The sequence below is a fragment of the Sphingobium sp. JS3065 genome, from assembly GCF_026427355.1.
In the GTDB taxonomy this organism is placed as follows: Bacteria; Pseudomonadota; Alphaproteobacteria; order Sphingomonadales; family Sphingomonadaceae; genus Sphingobium.
In genome coordinates this window covers 195,815-211,716 of the sequence record NZ_CP102664.1, presented here as the reverse complement: position 1 = coordinate 211,716, position 15,902 = coordinate 195,815, and the positions used below count along the sequence as shown (strand labels likewise).

General features: G+C 63.7%; 17 protein-coding genes and 1 pseudogene. 8 read left to right on the top strand and 10 right to left on the bottom strand.

Annotated elements, in window-relative coordinates:
- Window positions 1-43: 43 nt before the first annotated feature.
- Window positions 44-406, top strand: a complete 363-nt coding sequence (locus tag NUH86_RS01085; protein ID WP_267250861.1) for an RcnB family protein — start codon at window positions 44-46, stop codon at window positions 404-406.
- Between the two features lie 35 nt (window positions 407-441).
- Here the strand turns inward: NUH86_RS01085 and NUH86_RS01080 are convergent, their stop codons facing one another.
- Window positions 442-1,845, bottom strand: a complete 1,404-nt coding sequence (locus NUH86_RS01080) for a GntP family permease (protein ID WP_267250860.1) — start codon at window positions 1,843-1,845, stop codon at window positions 442-444.
- A gap of 330 nt (window positions 1,846-2,175) precedes the next feature.
- On the opposite strand from NUH86_RS01080, the gene rpsF reads away from it, so the two are divergent.
- The 3 genes from rpsF to rplI are packed head-to-tail and all read left to right on the top strand — an operon-like array spanning window position 2,176 to window position 3,465.
- Window positions 2,176-2,616: a 30S ribosomal protein S6 gene (rpsF, locus tag NUH86_RS01075; protein ID WP_267250859.1), complete on the top strand. Its 441-nt coding sequence runs from the start codon at window positions 2,176-2,178 to the stop codon at window positions 2,614-2,616.
- Window positions 2,617-2,630: 14 nt separating this feature from the next.
- Window positions 2,631-2,855, top strand: a complete 225-nt coding sequence (gene rpsR, locus NUH86_RS01070) for a 30S ribosomal protein S18 (RefSeq protein WP_004212076.1) — start codon at window positions 2,631-2,633, stop codon at window positions 2,853-2,855.
- Window positions 2,856-2,868: 13 nt separating this feature from the next.
- On the top strand, window positions 2,869-3,465 hold the full coding sequence (gene rplI, locus NUH86_RS01065; RefSeq protein ID WP_267250856.1) for a 50S ribosomal protein L9: 597 nt from the start codon (window positions 2,869-2,871) through the stop codon (window positions 3,463-3,465).
- A 762-nt stretch (window positions 3,466-4,227) separates the two neighbouring features.
- Here rplI and NUH86_RS01060 read toward each other — a convergent pair.
- Entirely contained in the window at window positions 4,228-5,250 is a 1,023-nt protein-coding gene (locus NUH86_RS01060; RefSeq protein WP_267250855.1) for an IS110 family transposase, read from the bottom strand.
- A 110-nt stretch (window positions 5,251-5,360) separates the two neighbouring features.
- On the opposite strand from NUH86_RS01060, the pseudogene NUH86_RS01055 reads away from it, so the two are divergent.
- Window positions 5,361-6,346: pseudogene (locus NUH86_RS01055) on the top strand (IS481 family transposase); the annotation flags it as partial.
- A gap of 229 nt (window positions 6,347-6,575) precedes the next feature.
- Here the strand turns inward: NUH86_RS01055 and cofC are convergent.
- Genes cofC through NUH86_RS01035 form a run of 4 tightly spaced genes read right to left on the bottom strand, consistent with a single transcriptional unit; the run spans window position 6,576 to window position 9,644 of the window.
- A complete protein-coding gene (cofC, locus tag NUH86_RS01050) occupies window positions 6,576-7,175 on the bottom strand; it encodes a 2-phospho-L-lactate guanylyltransferase (RefSeq protein WP_267250854.1) in 600 nt (199 codons plus the stop codon).
- A gap of 1 nt (window position 7,176) precedes the next feature.
- The gene (cofD, locus tag NUH86_RS01045) at window positions 7,177-8,112 is read right to left on the bottom strand and encodes a 2-phospho-L-lactate transferase (protein WP_267250853.1); all 936 of its coding nucleotides are present in this window, start codon (window positions 8,110-8,112) and stop codon (window positions 7,177-7,179) included.
- Complete coding sequence (gene cofE, locus NUH86_RS01040) at window positions 8,109-8,867, bottom strand: coenzyme F420-0:L-glutamate ligase (protein ID WP_267250852.1); 759 nt, start codon at window positions 8,865-8,867, stop codon at window positions 8,109-8,111. The genes cofD and cofE overlap by 4 nt, the downstream gene beginning before the upstream one ends.
- Window positions 8,868-8,918: 51 nt before the next feature.
- Window positions 8,919-9,644 carry an alpha/beta fold hydrolase gene (locus tag NUH86_RS01035; protein ID WP_267252194.1) on the bottom strand — a complete coding sequence of 242 codons (726 nt, stop codon included), beginning with the start codon at window positions 9,642-9,644 and terminating at the stop codon, window positions 8,919-8,921.
- Window positions 9,645-10,074: 430 nt separating this feature from the next.
- Here NUH86_RS01035 and NUH86_RS01030 point away from each other — a divergent pair, with 430 nt between their 5' ends.
- Window positions 10,075-11,604 carry a right-handed parallel beta-helix repeat-containing protein gene (locus NUH86_RS01030; protein WP_267250851.1) on the top strand — a complete coding sequence of 510 codons (1,530 nt, stop codon included), beginning with the start codon at window positions 10,075-10,077 and terminating at the stop codon, window positions 11,602-11,604.
- A 291-nt stretch (window positions 11,605-11,895) separates the two neighbouring features.
- Here NUH86_RS01030 and NUH86_RS01025 read toward each other — a convergent pair whose 3' ends face one another.
- The 4 genes from NUH86_RS01025 to NUH86_RS01010 all read right to left on the bottom strand — a co-directional run bounded on the left by NUH86_RS01025 (window position 11,896) and on the right by NUH86_RS01010 (window position 13,755).
- Entirely contained in the window at window positions 11,896-12,444 is a 549-nt protein-coding gene (locus NUH86_RS01025; RefSeq protein WP_176596128.1) for a hypothetical protein, read from the bottom strand.
- A gap of 159 nt (window positions 12,445-12,603) precedes the next feature.
- On the bottom strand, window positions 12,604-12,972 hold the full coding sequence (locus tag NUH86_RS01020) for a winged helix-turn-helix domain-containing protein (protein ID WP_267250850.1): 369 nt from the start codon (window positions 12,970-12,972) through the stop codon (window positions 12,604-12,606).
- Window positions 12,973-13,077: 105 nt separating this feature from the next.
- Window positions 13,078-13,329 (bottom strand): hypothetical protein, encoded by a 252-nt coding sequence (locus NUH86_RS01015; RefSeq protein ID WP_267250849.1) that lies wholly within the window; start codon window positions 13,327-13,329, stop codon window positions 13,078-13,080.
- A gap of 198 nt (window positions 13,330-13,527) precedes the next feature.
- On the bottom strand, window positions 13,528-13,755 hold the full coding sequence (locus NUH86_RS01010; RefSeq protein ID WP_267250848.1) for a hypothetical protein: 228 nt from the start codon (window positions 13,753-13,755) through the stop codon (window positions 13,528-13,530).
- A 148-nt stretch (window positions 13,756-13,903) separates the two neighbouring features.
- On the opposite strand from NUH86_RS01010, the gene NUH86_RS01005 reads away from it, so the two are divergent.
- Window positions 13,904-15,013, top strand: coding sequence for a sensor histidine kinase (locus tag NUH86_RS01005; RefSeq protein WP_267250847.1), 1,110 nt, complete (start codon window positions 13,904-13,906; stop codon window positions 15,011-15,013).
- A 65-nt stretch (window positions 15,014-15,078) separates the two neighbouring features.
- Entirely contained in the window at window positions 15,079-15,822 is a 744-nt protein-coding gene (locus NUH86_RS01000; RefSeq protein WP_267250846.1) for a LytR/AlgR family response regulator transcription factor, read from the top strand.
- Window positions 15,823-15,902: the final 80 nt, after the last annotated feature.

Genomic DNA, 15,902 nt, shown 5'->3' with positions numbered 1-15,902 from the left:
CAACGCCGGACAGCGGCGCGAAATTCGAATGAGGAGCGACGACATGATGAAGAAGTTTCTGATGGCCCTGGCCGCAACCACCATGGTCGCCAGCCCGATGGTCGCCACCCAGGCCCAGGCCGCCACGCATCGGGAGGACAGCCGCATCGTCAAATACGGTCCGCACGGCCGCACCGTCGTCAAGCACAGGACGGTCATCCGCAAGGACAATCACCGCCGCTGGGCCAAGGGCCAGCGTTTCGACCGCCGCTACGTCAGCAACTACCGGGTGATCGACAATTATCGCGGCTACCGCCTGAACGCCCCGCCGCGCGGCTATCGCTGGGTCCGTTCAGGCAATGACGCGGTGCTGATCGCGATCACCAGCGGCATCATCGGCGCGGTCGTAGCAGGCGCCATCCATTAAGACGAGAACGCCCCGGAGCCAGCTTCCGGGGCGTTTTATACCCATCCCGTCAGATAATAGACCGCGATCACCACGAAGACGGTGAAGGTCTTGATCAGGGTCAGCGCGAAAATATCCTTATAGGCCTGCCTGTGGGTCAGCCCCGTCACCGCCAGCAGCGTGATCACCGCCCCATTATGCGGCAGGCTGTCCATCCCCCCGCTCGCCATCGACGCCACCCGGTGCAGCACCTCCCGCGGTATGCCCGCCGCGTCGCCAGCCGCCGCGAACTGCTCCGCCATCGCCGCCAGCGCGATCGACAGCCCGCCCGAAGCCGATCCGGTGATCCCGGCCAGCGACGTCACGGTGATCGCCTCATTGACCAGCGGATTGGGCACGGCCTTCAGCGCCTCCTTCACCACCAGAAAGCCCGGCAGCGCCGCGATCACCGCCCCGAACCCATATTCGACCGCCGTATTCATCCCAGCGAGCAAAGCCCCGCCCACCGCCGCCCGCGACCCATCGGCAAAGCGCCGCGCCACCGGCCGAAAGGCGAAAAGCAGGATCGTCGCGATCCCCGCCAGCAAGGCGCCCTCGACCGCCCAAAGCGCCGAAACCTGCGCGACCTTCACCGCCACAGGCTCGGTCAGCCCCGCCAGCGACACGCTGACCTCATCCCCCGCCACCATGCGCGGAATGATCATGGTCAGCGCCAGATTCCCCAGCCCCACGACCAGCAACGGCAACAAGGCGATCAGCGGATGCGCGGACTTCTCGCCGCCATCGACCGCCTCCGGCTCGTTCACCAGCGTCTCCGGCGCGCCATAGCCTTCCCCCGCCGCCTGCATCGCCCGCCGCCGCCAGCCAAGATAGCCCAACCCCATCCCCATGATGCAGACCGAGCCGATCAACCCCAGCACCGGCGCCGCCCAGGTCGTCGTCCCGAAAAAGCTGGTCGGAATGATATTCTGGATCTGCGGCGTCCCCGGCATCGCGTCCATGGTGAAGGTGATCGCCCCCAACCCGATCGTCGCGGGCACCAGCCGCTTGGGAATATTCCCCTGCCGGAACATCTCCGCCGCGAAGGGATAGACGGCGAACACCGCCACGAACACCGAAACCCCGCCATAGGTCAGCAATGCCGTCACCAGCATGATCGCCGGAATCGCCCTCTGCGCGCCCACCAGTCCGATCACCGCCGTCACGATGGCGCGCGAAAAGCCCGAAATCTCGATCAGCTTGCCGAACAGCGCGCCCAGCAGGAACACCGGGAAATAGAGTTTCAGGAAACTCCCCACCTTCTCCATGAAAAGGCCGGAAAACACCGCTGGCACCGCCGCAGGATCGGTCAGGAACACCGCCAGCATCGCCAGCAGCGGCGCCATCAGGATGACGCTCATCCCGCGATAGGCCGCGATCATCAGCAATATCAACGAAAGCGCCGCGATCCCGACCGCCATAACAACTCCCCCCTTATCCCAAAACCGTTCGGGCTGAGCGAAGTCGAAGCCCTTCGCTGAACATAATGAAGCGCCTTCGCTTCGCTCAGGCCTGAACATAATGAAGCGCCTTCGCTTCGCTCAGGCAAGGGCTTCGGCTTCGCTCAGCCCGAACGGAGGATCGAAATCCCAACCACCCTTGCCTTTCCCCCGCATTTCCGTCATAGGCGCCGCTTCCCACGGCCCTGGGGTGACTCGCGGCCGCGTGGATCAATGCTTTGAGACGACAGCCGGAGGGGCGTTCCACATGGGGTGGACGTCAGCGATCGGCCAACAGATGAGGCAATACCCATGGCTCTTTACGAGCATGTGTTCCTTGCGCGCCAGGATCTGGCACAGGCGCAGGTGGACGCCCTGGCGGAAACCGCCACCAAGATCGTCGAGGAAAATGAAGGCAAGGTGACCAAGGTGGAAACCTGGGGCCTGCGCAGCCTCGCCTACAAGATCGCCAAGAACCGCAAGGCGCACTATGTGATGCTGAACATCGACGCCCCCGCCGGCGTCGTCGCGGAACTGGAGCGCCAGACCCAGATCAACGAAGACATCATCCGCTACATGACCATCAAGGTCGATGAGCTGGAAGGTGGCCCGTCGGTCATGATGCGCAAGCAGGAACGTTCCGAGCGTGGCGATCGCGGTCCCCGCGGTGATCGTGGCGATCGTGGCCCCCGCGAAGACCGTGGCGACCGTGGCCCGCGCCGCGAGCGCGAAGAAGCCCCGGCTGGCGAATAAGGAGGATCTGACCAATGGCACGCCCGTTTTTCCGCCGCCGCAAGAGCTGCCCCTTCGCCGCCAAGGATGCGCCGAAGATCGATTACAAGGACGTCCGTCTGCTCCAGGGCTTCGTGTCCGAGCGCGGCAAGATCGTCCCCAGCCGCATCACCGCGGTATCCGCCAAGAAGCAGCGTGAGCTGGCCCAGGCCATCAAGCGCGCCCGTCACCTGGGCCTGCTGCCCTACATCGTGAAGTGAGGGAGTAAGTCTCATGGAAATCATTCTCCTCGAACGGATCGAGAAGCTGGGCGCCATCGGTGACGTCGTCACCGTGAAGGACGGTTACGCCCGTAACTTCCTGCTGCCCAACAAGAAGGCGCTGCGCTCCAACAACGCCAACAAGAAGGTCTTCGAAGCCAACCGCGCGAAGATCGAGGCCGACAACGCCGCCCGCCGCACGGACGCCGAAAAGGCTGCCGAAGGCGTCAACGGCAAGCAGATCGTCCTGATCCGCCAGTCGTCCAACGCCGGCCACCTCTACGGTTCGGTCGCCGTCCGCGACGTCGTGGAAGCGCTGCATGCCGAAGGCATCACCAACGTCAGCAAGGCGATGGTCGTGCTGGAACGCCCGATCAAGACGCTCGGTGTGTTCGACGTCAAGGTCGCGCTGCACCCTGAAGTCGCCGTCACCATCACGGTGAACGTCGCCCGTTCGCCGGAAGAAGCCGAGCTTCAGTCGCAGGGCGTCGACGTGATGGCCGACCTGTTCGAAAAGGACGAGAGCGGCTTCACCGAAGATTATGATCCGAACGCGGAACCGGGCGAAATCGCCGTGGAAGCCGAAGAAGCCCCGGCCGAAGAAGCCTGAGTTTCCCCATCGGACCAAACAGAAAAGCCGCCCCTCACCGGGCGGCTTTTTTGTGTCTGAAAAGGGTGGAGGGCGGACGTTCCAAATCCTCCCCATCGAGAGATGGGGAGGATCGAAGAGAGGCACGTGACTCTCTTCGACAGCCGTAGGCTGGTGGAGGGGAAAGGGGCACGACCTTCGAAACTTCCCCTCCACCATGCTTCACATGGTTCCCCTCCCCACGCTGCGCGTAGGGAGGATTTCAGCGTCAGCCATTGTGAAGGGTTTCGGGCGCTTGCGTACAAAAGCCTCCAATGCAGGAACCCGCGGGCCCAGCAGGTTACCCTATGGGGATTTGAGCTTTCGGTTGTTTAGGCTGGAAGATGTGGGCGAGTTGATTGACGCGCAACAACGGCGGAACGGCAGGTATTGGATGCGCCAACGGCGTGTTCGTTGCACTGACCATGATGATTGCCAAGAGCTGGGCACCTCCATTTACCTCTGGCCAGACGGGCCTTGAGATGATTCATGTGTGGACGACCCCCGGTGGGCAAGGGCGATTTTCGGCAGATGATGCTTTTCCTGGTCAGGTTCATTCATGTGTCCGGCCTATTCGCGCGGCGCGAGAGGCCGCTGGCCATGATGGTGTCAGTGGATCGGATCCTCATCACTGTGTCGCGCTCGCGGCGCGGTGAATCACGCAGGTTGTTCCGATCCCCGGCTTGACCGAGTTGGCATCATTCGTTTCGTTCTCTCCTGCCCAGACTTTGTTCCGTGCGTGCTTCAGGCGATGGCCGGAGCCGCGCGGTAATCCTCCTCTCGCGTCATGACCGCCCAGGCGATCCTCGCCGTCTTGTTAGCGACAGCGACGCTCACCAGTCTCGCCGGCTTGCGCTCCAGCAGCCGGTCCGCCCAGATGCTGACGGCCGTCGTCTTGCGGCGGGTGTAGCGTAGGACAGCAGTGGCGCCGACAACGAGGAGATGGCGCAGATAGCGATCGCCCATCTTCGATATCCCACCCATGCGCTCCTTGCCGCCCGAGGAGTGTTGTTTGGGTACGAACCCGAGCCATGCGGCGAACTGGCGACCCGAGCGGAAGACGCGGGCGTCGCCGACGGTTGCCGCGAGCGCGGTGGCGGTGATGAACCCGATCCCGGGGATCGTCTCCAGCCTACGGGAAGCAATGGTGGCGCGATGCCATCTCATCAACTCGATCTCAATCGCGCGGATCTGCCCGCTCAGCCCCTCGATCATGTCAGCGATCAGCAGCAGGGTCTGGCGTGCGAGCTCCGGTACCAGCGCCGTGCCACTGGCAAGCGCTTCGACCAGCTCGCGAACATGCGCGCGACCCTTGGGCGCGATGACCCCATACTCCGCCAGGTGCGCCCGCATCGCGCTGACTTGTGCGGTCCGCTGCCGGACCAGCAGATGGCGGGCACGATGCAATATCAACACGCTCTGAGCGTCGGCGGATTTGATCGGTACGAACCGCATCGTCGGCCGCCGCACCGCCTCGCAGATCGCCTCGGCGTCGGCTGCGTCATTCTTGTTCCGCTTCACATACGCCTTCACATAGGCTGGCGGCATCAGCCTTACCTCGTGACCAAGTGCCTGGAGCTGACGCGCCCAATGATGCGCCGTCGCGCACGCCTCGATGCCGATCAGGCATGGCTGCAGCTCGCCGAGCAGCGTGAGCAGCTGGTCCCGCTTGACCTTGCGCCGTAGCACCACCTTACCTTCGCAATCTACGCCATGGACCTGGAAAACGTTTTTCGCGATATCCAGTCCGATCGTGGTAATCTCCATGTGGGCGGCTCCTTCCTACTGATGGTCGATGACAGCACCATCATGGCACGACTCGATGCCGTTTGGGTGGGGGCCGTCCACCTCATCACTGTCATCTGGCAGGAAGCGCTATGGGCCAGGTACTCCATGGGAGCGCCACAACGACTGAGGCAGTGCGTCGAGCGATACAGCATAGTCAAGCGAGCCTAAGGACGCTGGCCAAGCGCTACGGCATCAACCAGAAGACCGTCGCCAAGTGGAAGAAGCGGACCGCCCCCGCCGATCTACCACCGGCCCCAAGGTCGCGAGATCGACCGTGCTGTCAATCGAGGAGGAAGCGGTGATCGTCGCCTTCCGCCGGCACACGCTGCTTCCGCTGGACGACTGCCTCTATGCCCTGCAGGCCAGCATTCCGCACCTGACGCGCTCGTCACTGCACCGCTGTCTCCAACGTCACGGCATCTCGCAGCTGCCGAAGATCGAGGGCGATGCGCCCAATAAACGCAAGTTCAAGAGCTACCCGCTCGGCTACTTTCACATCGACATTGCCGAGGTCCGTACCGAGGAAGGGCGCCTATACCTGATTGTGGCCATCGATCGCACCACCAAGTTCGCCTTCGTCGAGCTGCACCAAAAGGCCACCCGTCGGATCGCCGGTGACTTCCTCCGTCACCTCGCCGCCGCAGTGCCCTATAAGATCCACACCGTGCTTACCGACAATGGAACGCACTTCACCGATCCCACCGGCGATGGCTGGACGCCCAACGATATCAAGAAGATACAGGCAGAGAACCAGCGCTTCCTTTGCCATGCGTTCGAGTTCGCCCGCGCCGAGCTGGATGTAGAACATCGGCTGACAAAGCCTCGACATCCCTGGACCAACGGTCAGGTCGAGAGAATGAACCGGACGATCAAGGACGCGACGGTCAAACGCTACCACTACGACAGCCACGACCAACTCCGACAGCACCTCGCCGACTTCGTCGCCGCATACAACTTCGGTCGTCGTTTGAAGACCCTGAAGGGCCTCACACCATACGAAGCCATCTGCAAAGCATGGCTCCCAGAACCTCATCGATCTACGTCAGACCCGACCCAGCAAATTCCAGGACCAAACATCGCCATCCGCCTCCGGGTTGGCGAAAGCGCGGATATCGAGGAGTTGAAGGGGCATCTTATAGCGCGGATCGCCAAGTTCAAGATTCCGTCGTACTGGTGGTTCGTGGACACCTTTCCCACCACCCTGTCTGGCAAGGTCCAGAAATTCGCCCTGCGTGATGCCTATCTGGCGCAACTGGCGGCGCAAGCGGACTGATCTTCTGCACATGGCGAGCGGACCCCGGCTGTTACAGCTGGGGTTCCTGTTGGCCGGGCCGTTCAAGCAGGATCAGGTCTTCGGGCGTATCGATGTCGAGTTGCAATCCAGGCCGCGTCACGACCGTCAACGCCGTGCCCAGACGCGCCGCCTCCCGACTATGGGCGGCAAAGCTGTCCTCTCCATATTGCAGGACGAAGTCCACCGCCAATGCTGCGGGCAGCAGCAGCGCGTTGGTGCCGGTCAAGGCATGATCGGGCGCGATCACCGCACGGGACGGCGCCGTCGCCAGCAATGCACGAACGTCGTTGCTCCCTATCCGCGCCAGATCGGCCGGCAGGAACAGGATACGTTCGGCGCCATCGGCCAGCGCGGCATCTCTGCCGATGGCCAGCGCCATGTTCAGTCCGCTCTGCCCATCGGGCAGAAGGGCTATCGCAGGGTCGATGCCGTGACGTGACGGCCCCACCAGTGTGACAACCGCATCCGGCGCCGCGCCGCGCACGGCGTCCACCACCGTCGCCAACATAGTCGCGACCAGCCTCGCCCTGCGCTCCTGACTCAGCACAGCGGAGAGGCGGGTCTTGGCGCGGGCTACACCCTTGATCGGGATGACCACCCAGGTCTTCACGTCAACGGTCGAGCCCCGCCGCCAGATCGAGCGCCGCGCGAGCCACACGTGCCCGGTCTTCGAGCGACTGCATCAACGTATTGGCCATGGCACAGGCGACCGACACTATCGGCATACCGTCGCGCACATCCACCAGCATTGCATCCAGGAAATCGGCATAATGGTCGGCGATCGTCTCGTTGGAGATCGACAGCCCCAGTTCCGCCATCAATTTGGTCGTCGGCCCCTTGACCGCCTGTCCGCCAACGATGGGCGATATCGCGACGATCGGGGCAGATGCCGATCGCAGCGCCTCTCGCATGCCGGGAACAGACAACAAAGGATCGACGCTGAGCCAGGGATTGGATGGGGCGATCATGATCGCGCTCGTTGCCGGATCACAGATAGCCTCGATTGCCGCAGGCAGGGCGGAGGCATGGGCGGCACCCTCGAAGCGGACCTGATGAACTACGGGTTGGCAGCGGCGCTCCACGAAATACCGCTGAAACGGCAATTCGCCCTCGTCCGTGTCCAGAAAGGTCGCGACCGGATCATTGCTCATCGGCAATATCGTTGCGCCGACACCAAGCGCCCCCGCCAGCCGCGCGGTCATATCCGCCAGTGTCCCCCCCGCGTTCAGGCCATGGGTGCGCAGCACATGCATCGCAAGGTCGAGATCACCCAGCAGAAACCAATCCGGGCCACCCATTCCCTTGAGCGCATCCATGAAGGCCCAGCTTTCACCCTTTCGACCCCAGCCCAGTTCGGGATTGGACTGGTCGGCCAGTGCGTAGACCAGCGAATCGATGTCCGGTGAAATACGCAGACCCAAATGCTCGAAATCATCGGCCGTATTGACGATCGCGGTAATATTTTCCGGCGGCAGCACGGCGGTCAGGCCGCGCACGAATTTCGCGCCGCCAACCCCGCCGGTCAGCACGACGATCTTGTCGGTCATCGAAACAGATCCTCCTCCATGGGTCGGATCTGGGCCGATGCTGGCATATCGCCGGTCGGAAAGGCGACGCCACGGATCAATACGGCCGGTATGCCCTCTGCGCCTTCACCTGTCGCCAGGGCGGCGGCCGTGGCGATCTGGTCGGCCAGCGCGATTTGCGTGACCTCCAATATCCGGCCGTCGCGGTCCAGTTCGCCCCGCCTGTCGATCAACGAGGGCAGGCCCGCTGCACCGATCGCGACGCCGACGACGCCATGGCGCCATGGCCGACCGAAGCTGTCCGATATCACGACCGCCGGCGCAACGCCAAGGCGCTCGCCAAGCCCCTGCCGCAAATCGCCGGCCGCCTGTTCGGGATCTTCAGGCAGAAGCAATATCTGGTCGCCCGATCCCGACCCGATGTTGGACCGGTCGATACCCGCATTCGCCATGACATGCCCCAGACGATGTCGCGTAATGAGCACATGAGGGGCCGCGCGAACGACATGTGCGCTCTCCCGCAGCACCATTTCGACAAGACGGGGCTCCTTTTTGGTCACTTTCGCCAGTTCCAGAGCCCGCGCGCTCGGGATCACCGTGTCAAGATCGACAAAACGCCCTTGCGCTTTCGACACGATCTTCTGGGTAACGACGATGACGTCGCCGACTTGCAGGGGCAATTCGCCGGTGCGCTCGAGGGAACTGGCAAGAGCAGCGGTCAGGTTTGATCGGGGCGAAATTTCTGGAATGCCGGTCAGCGGGAAAATGGATATCATGGACGCTCTCTAACAGCGTGGAACGACAAATCAATCTTCCCATCGGGCGCTCTATCGTTGGTCGAGAAGGTCGAAGCAGTGCCGGTTGAATGCCTCGTGCTCCTCGAAACAGCACCAGTGTCCCGCATTCTTCACGATGCGTAGCCGCGCGGACGGGCGAACCGCCCGCAATGCGGCGAACTGCGCCTGCGGATCGGGATGGGGGCGATCATGTTCGCCCCAGATCGCATCGACCGGAACATCGGTCCGCGCCAGCGCGCGAAGCAGATGGTCGGGCAAGATCATCGGGGCGATGCGCGGTCTGTTTGCCATCACGGGCAGGCGGTTCAGACCGACGTTCAAGGCCTGAACATGAAGGGCCAGCGCATCGACGCTGCCTGGCCGGTGCAGCATCAAGGCAAGCAGATTGTGGCGATGGGCAGGCATGTCGTTCTCGCCCCGCTTTACAGGACGCAGGGCACAATGATGCCGCGGCGTTGCCAGGCCACCGCTGCCCACTATCACTAATCGCTCCACCCGGCACGGCAGGCAGGCCGCCAGTTCCGCACCCACCAACCCGCCGAATGAAAAGCCGACGATATCGCGTGTTATCGGCATAGAACTGTCGGATATCGCCTGTACCAGCGGCGCAGCGATCTCCGCAGCCGATTGTGGCATGAACGACATGGGTGACATGGCGAAACTGGGCATGTCCGGCACGATCACAAGGCGGCTGGTCGCCAGCGCGCGGATGTTCCTGACCCAGTGCAGCCACGACCCATGCCCGCCATGCAGCAGAAGGAGCGGCGGGCCCTCGCCCCATCGTCGACTCCGCGATTTGGTCAGAAAATCAGTGATTACCCGGTGATTACTTCTGCTCGCGGGCCTTCATGGAGTCGAATAAAATGTCTTAATTTATCAATATTTTAAAGGAGTTTGGTGCCTATGGTGTGGTACTTCCGCTACCGGCGCGCCTGAAAAAGAAACCCCGCCGGAGCAAGCTCAACGACGGGGCCAAGGTTCAGGGAGTGTCACTCCAAGGGGGGAAGAGCGACCAACCCAATCTAGGGCCGCAAGATGACAATTCAAGGACATATCATCCCTTTGTCCTTTCGATGCATCGCCCCGTCCCAATCTCCACCGCGCGGCGGACGTCCATCTTAACGCACCGTTCAGCCGTCGCATATCAGGCTGACGTCCAGACCCTATCGCTGCGAAAGACCGTCACGTGCGCAAGTATCTTTGGGCGTTCCTCCTTCTTTCGCCAGGCCTGATCGCGGCCGCCCATGCCGAAACCTATTATGTCGATTCCAACCTCGGCAATGACAGCGCCAGCGGAACGGCGCGGGACCAGCCGTGGCGAACGCTGGCGCGCATCAACGGCTGGCCGCTTCAGCCCGGCGACCAGATCCTGCTGGCGGCGGGATCGGTGTGGAGGGAACCGCTGACGATCACCCGGTCGGGCAAGCCCGGCGCGCCCATCACCATCGCCGCGACCGGCGCCGGCGCTCGCCCCCGCATCGATGCGGGCGGCGTATCCGAATATGCGGTGGGCGTGATCGATGCGGAATATGTCGCGGTCGGCGGGCTGGAGGTCACCAACGACGCCCCCACCCCGTCGCCGCGCACCGGCATATTGGTGCGGGCCGAAAACCGGGGCGTGACGCGGGGCATCCGCATCAGCGACAATTATGTCCACCATGTCCGGGGAACCAACGAGCGCAAGGACAATGGCGGCATCGTCTTCAGCGCGACCGGACGGAAAGTCGCCACCCGCTTCCGCGATCTCGCGATAGAGCGCAACATCGTCTGGCGCGTCGACCGGTCGGGCATCGCCGGGATCAGCGACCGGGTGTCGTTCCTGGACTGGTTCCCCAGTGAAAAGGTCGTCATCCGCGACAATTATCTGGAGGATATCGGCGGCGACGGCATCGTCCCCCGCGGCACCGACGGCGCGCTGATCGAACATAATATCGTCCGCCATGCGGGCAGCCGCGCACCCGGCTATAATGCGGGCATCTGGCAATGGAGCACGGACAACAGCCTGATCCAGCTCAATGAGGCCGCCTATACCCGCACCCGCTATGACGGCCAGGGTTTCGATTCCGACTATAATTCGCGGCGAACCACCTTCCTCTACAATTACAGCCACGACAATGCGGGCGGCTTCCTGCTGATCTGCTCGCCCCGGCGCAATGACAAGGACAATCTGGGCAATCGCGGCACGGTCGCCCGCTTCAACGTCAGCCGCAATGACGGCACGCGCATCTTCCAGCTTTCCGGCAACGTGTCGGACGCGCTGATCGAAAGGAACGTCATCCATGTGGGCAGGGCGATGGACGTCCAGATGATCGTCGCGACCGAATGGCAGGGCTGGGCCCGCGACGTCCGTTTCCAGCATAATATCTTCAAGGTGGCGGGCACGGCCCGCTATGGCAGCGAAAATGGCCGCGACGGCCCCGACTATCTGATCAAGGCCGGCTTCTCCCCCGCCGAAGCGATCCGGTTCAGGCGCAATGCCTATATCGGCAACCATGTCGACCTGCCGGAGGATGGACTCGGCCAGTCGGTCATCCCCTATCAGGAAAGCGCCTCGGACTGGCAGGTGCCGACATTCGACCCCGCCACGCCGGACGGATTCGCGGAATTCCTCGTCCGTCACCGCGCCTGGATGCTGGCCATGCTGACACGGGAACTGGCATCGCCCGTCACGCCCCGTCAACCGCGCCGCAGCTCCATTTTCGAAGCGCGCCGCTGACCCGTTGAAAGGAGGAAGAAAGCAGCCCCGCCCCACGAAGGAAGGGCGGGGCTCAAGGTGGGTCGCACGCAGGCTGACGCCTGCCGTGGCAATAGGTCATAGAAGCCGGTGGAAGTCGATTGCGATAATATAGATGTGGATCAAGCAGTTATTATTAATTCCACCCGCCAAGGACATGCCGTTCGCGAACAGGGGAAAAAAGGACCACGGCGCAGCGGCTTGCACCGCGGCGCGCCATCGCCCCCGCCTCCGTCACGCCCCTCCCCCCGGACGGGCGCCCTGCGGAAAGGCTCAGTTAGCCTTGCTCAGATCCACCTTCTCGACCCATTCGGGATAGAAGGTCGGCTCCCGGTTCGACCAGCCCACAGCCGTCGCCGCCGCTTCGCTGATCGACTGGAGCAGCGCCCGGCGCTTTTCCGGATGCAGATGCGGCAGGCTGGCCGCCGCGCAGAAGGCGCCCGGCAACCATGGCCGCGCCCCCGCCCCCAGCAACCGCTCGTACAGGAAGCGATAGGCCGAAAAGCTGCACAGCCGGTCCTGCCCCAGGTCGAAGGCCGAAATCGTCACCAGCGGCGCCATGAACGGCTCCATCTGGTCCAGGCCGCTGTCATCCGGCACGCGCGCCTTGATCTCCTCCAGCCGCCCGTAGATTCGCGCCTGCGCCCGGATGCTGGCTTCCTCCACCATGTCGCGCGACCACAGCTTCATGGCGTCGCGCCGGTGGAGGCCGATATCCAGCGATCTTCGGATATAACGCTGCGTAGCAGCCGGGAAACTGGCGAATTCACGCAATTCCGCCAGGGTGATGGCCCCGTCCGCTGGTCTTGCACTCGTGCCCATGCTCTTGCCCTCCGACTTCAAGTCGTAAGCAGAACATGCGCCCCCTATGGTTACCGCAAGATTAAGCGCCGGTTCTGCCGACAAGCATAGGGAATCATTTTTCTTTGTGCGGCGCAACATGTAATTTTTATGAATGCGCCCAATCGAGCGGCCAGGCGATCAACCGCCATCCCTCCGCACCGGCAGCGGCCCCAGCCGCACTTCCGCCGCCAGATCGGGCCAGTGGGCGGCGTCGGCCACCCCCGCCACCGCCGCCTGCATCGCCCGATAGCGCGCCAATATCCCCGCGCCATAGTCGGTCAGCCGCGCACCCTCGTTCGATGTCGCGACCAGCGGCTCAGCCCAGCAGCGATTCATCACGTCCACCAGCATCCAGCACCGCCGATAGCTCATCCGCAACTTGCGCCCGGCGGCGGAGATCGACCCCTCGCCGGCAATCGCGTCCAGCAGGTCGGCCTTGCCCGGTCCCATGGCGATCTCCTCGCCGCAATAAATCTGTATCTTTATCTTCAGCACCGGACCACTCATCCGCCGCTTATGCCACGCCGGGGTTCAGGACGCCAATCCACGGTTCGGAACAGTGCCGCCTTCCTCGCCCTGGATCGAGTCCGTGCGCCCCTTCGGAACGGGCGGCTACCCGATCCGGCGCTCCAGCACCGCGCCGATCATGCTGCGCCACACCGCCACGTCGCCCGCCTGCGCCATTTGCGCATCGGGTTCGCGCAGCGTGTGCAGGATCGCATAGGCATCCTCGACATGGTCCTGCCAACTGGCATCGACTGCGCTCGCCGCATGCGGATCGTCGCCCCCGCCGTTCAGGCTGAGCTGACGACCGGCCAGCACGCGGGCGATGCGTTCGACCGCGGAAGTGGCGGAAGTCGGCATATGAATTGGCTCCTCTCACCTGCGGAAGGCCGCGTCGCCGCCGCCTTCCAACCCGATCATATCATGATTCCAAAGCCCGTCTATCGCTAGAGCATCGTGCGCAAAAGTGGGAACCGGTTTCGCGCAAAACGATGCGAAAACAGAAAACTGGCGCGCGCGTCCCGCGTCTCATTGATCGCGGCGCGCTTCAGCCGCCCGTCACTCATCCTTCCTACGCTCCCCCTCCGGAAAGCCGGAAGACGGCACCGGATCGCCATGATCCCCCGGCGCGGTCGCGGAGGGCGGATCGGACGCATCCATGCTGTCCTTCAACCCCTCGTCCAGCTTCTCTTCCTGGGTCACGGCATGGTCCTGCGCATCGGTCGGGCGATTGTCCCCCGCCTCCTCGCGGCTGTTGGGGCGAATATCCGTCTTGTCGTTCATCATGCGCTCCTCTCCGGCGCCGCAAAGGCGCCTCATCGATCAACGGATGGCGGCAGACGCCGGTTCCCCTGATCGACCAACGCATGGAACCCTTCGACCAGCTTCACCGCCAAGGGGCGACAGCGCCCCCGCCTTGGCCTAGACTTTTGCCATGAGCATGAAAAACGAAGACGGCGAGCCGGGCGTGCCGCCGGCGGTCGCACTTTATTCGATCCTGGGTTTCTGGTTCTTCTACGCGGTGCTGGTGACGCTGCGCGCCTCCGTCATGGGGTTCGAGGCGCAGGGGGCCATGGCCGCCCGCCGCGCCGTGGTGTCGGTGATCGGCATCGTCGTCACCTGGATTCTCTATCTCTGCCTGCGCCGCTTCGACCGCCAGCCGCTGATCACGCGCATCGTCGCCGCCTTCACCCTGGCCGCGCCTTTCGCGCTGGCGATGGCGGCCGCCAATTTCTACGTCTTCAACATCTACGACCCGGCATCGCTCTTCCCCGATCCCGATTATCGCAAATATGCCAGCGAACAGGGTTTCGCCCTGATGCAGATCGTGGAGGACGCGATCAGCCGCTATTTCTTCCTTTCCGCCTGGGCCGGGCTGTACCTCGCCCTTTCCTACGCCAGCGAAGCGCATCGCGTCGAACGCCGCGCCGACCGGCTGGAACGCGCCGCCCAACAGGCCGAACTGCGCTCCCTGCGCTATCAGGTGAACCCGCATTTCCTGTTCAACACGCTGAACTCCCTCTCCTCCCTGGTCATGAAGGACCGGCGGGACGAGGCGGAACAGATGATCCTCTCCCTCTCCAACTTCTACCGCACCAGCCTGACCGGCGACCCGCTGGAGGATGTCTCGCTGGAGGAGGAGGTGCATCTCCAGAAACTCTATCTGGATATTGAGGCGGTCCGCTTCCCCGACCGCCTTTCGACCAGCATCCACATTCCGGACGGGCTGCTGAGCGCCTGCGTCCCCGGCCTGATCCTGCAACCGCTGGTCGAAAACGCGATCAAATATGGCGTGTCGCGCACGTCCACCCCCGTCACCATCGCCATCGCCGCGCGCGAAGAGCAGGGCATGCTCCACATCAGCGTCACCGACAATGGCGACCAGCCGCCGGGCGAAGCCGACGCAGGCAGCGGCATCGGCCTCGCCAATGTGCGCGACCGGCTGATCGCCCGCTTCGGCGAACAGGGCCGGATCGACTATGGCCCACGCCCCGGCGGCGGCTTCGCGGTAAACCTGACCCTCCCCATCATCCGCCGGAGCTAGGACGTGCGGAGCCTTCCCGAACGAAATCCCCCATATTCCCGGCACAGTTTGCGAAAGGTTGAAGCATGACCATCCGGACGCTGATCGTCGACGATGAACCTTTGGCCGTCGAACGCCTCCAGATGCTCTGCGCCCGCGAACCGCGCATCGCCCTGGCCGGCACCGCCAGCGACGGGGAAGCGGCGCTGCGCCTGATCGAGGGGCTGGAACCGGACCTGGTGATGCTCGACATCGCCATGCCCCTGCTCGACGGCATCGGCGTGGCGCGGGCCGCCTCGCGCATGGGCATCCGCCCCGCCGTGATCTTCGTCACCGCGTTCGAGGGTTTCGCGGTGGAGGCCTTCGACCTCGCCGCCGTGGACTATCTGCTGAAACCGGTCGCCCATGAACGCCTTTCCCGCGCCATCGACCGGGTCGAACAGGCGCTGGGCAACCGCGCCGCCCCCTCCCCCGCCACCAGCGCGGAGGACGAACCCGAATGGGCCCAGGAATTCTGGGTCCCCCACCGCTCCGAACTGATCCGCATCGGCGCCGTCCAGATCGACCGGATCGAGGCGGAACGCGACTATATGCGGCTGCATGTGGGGGCCGGCAGCTACCTTCTGCACCAGACGATCAGCTCATTGGAAAGCCGGCTGGACCCGCAGCAATTCGTCCGCCTGCACCGCTCCCACATCGTGCGCCGCGACCATATCGCCCGCCTGCGCCACGACGGCAGCGGCGTCTGGTCCGCCTGCCTGGCCGACGGCACCGAAATCCGCATCGGCCGCACCTACCTGGCCAACGCCCGCGCCCTGACCGGCCGCTAACAAAATCCTCCCCATCGAAGATGGGGAGGGGGACCATGCGAAGCATGGTGGAGGGGAAATGCGCAATGCCTGCCCCCAAC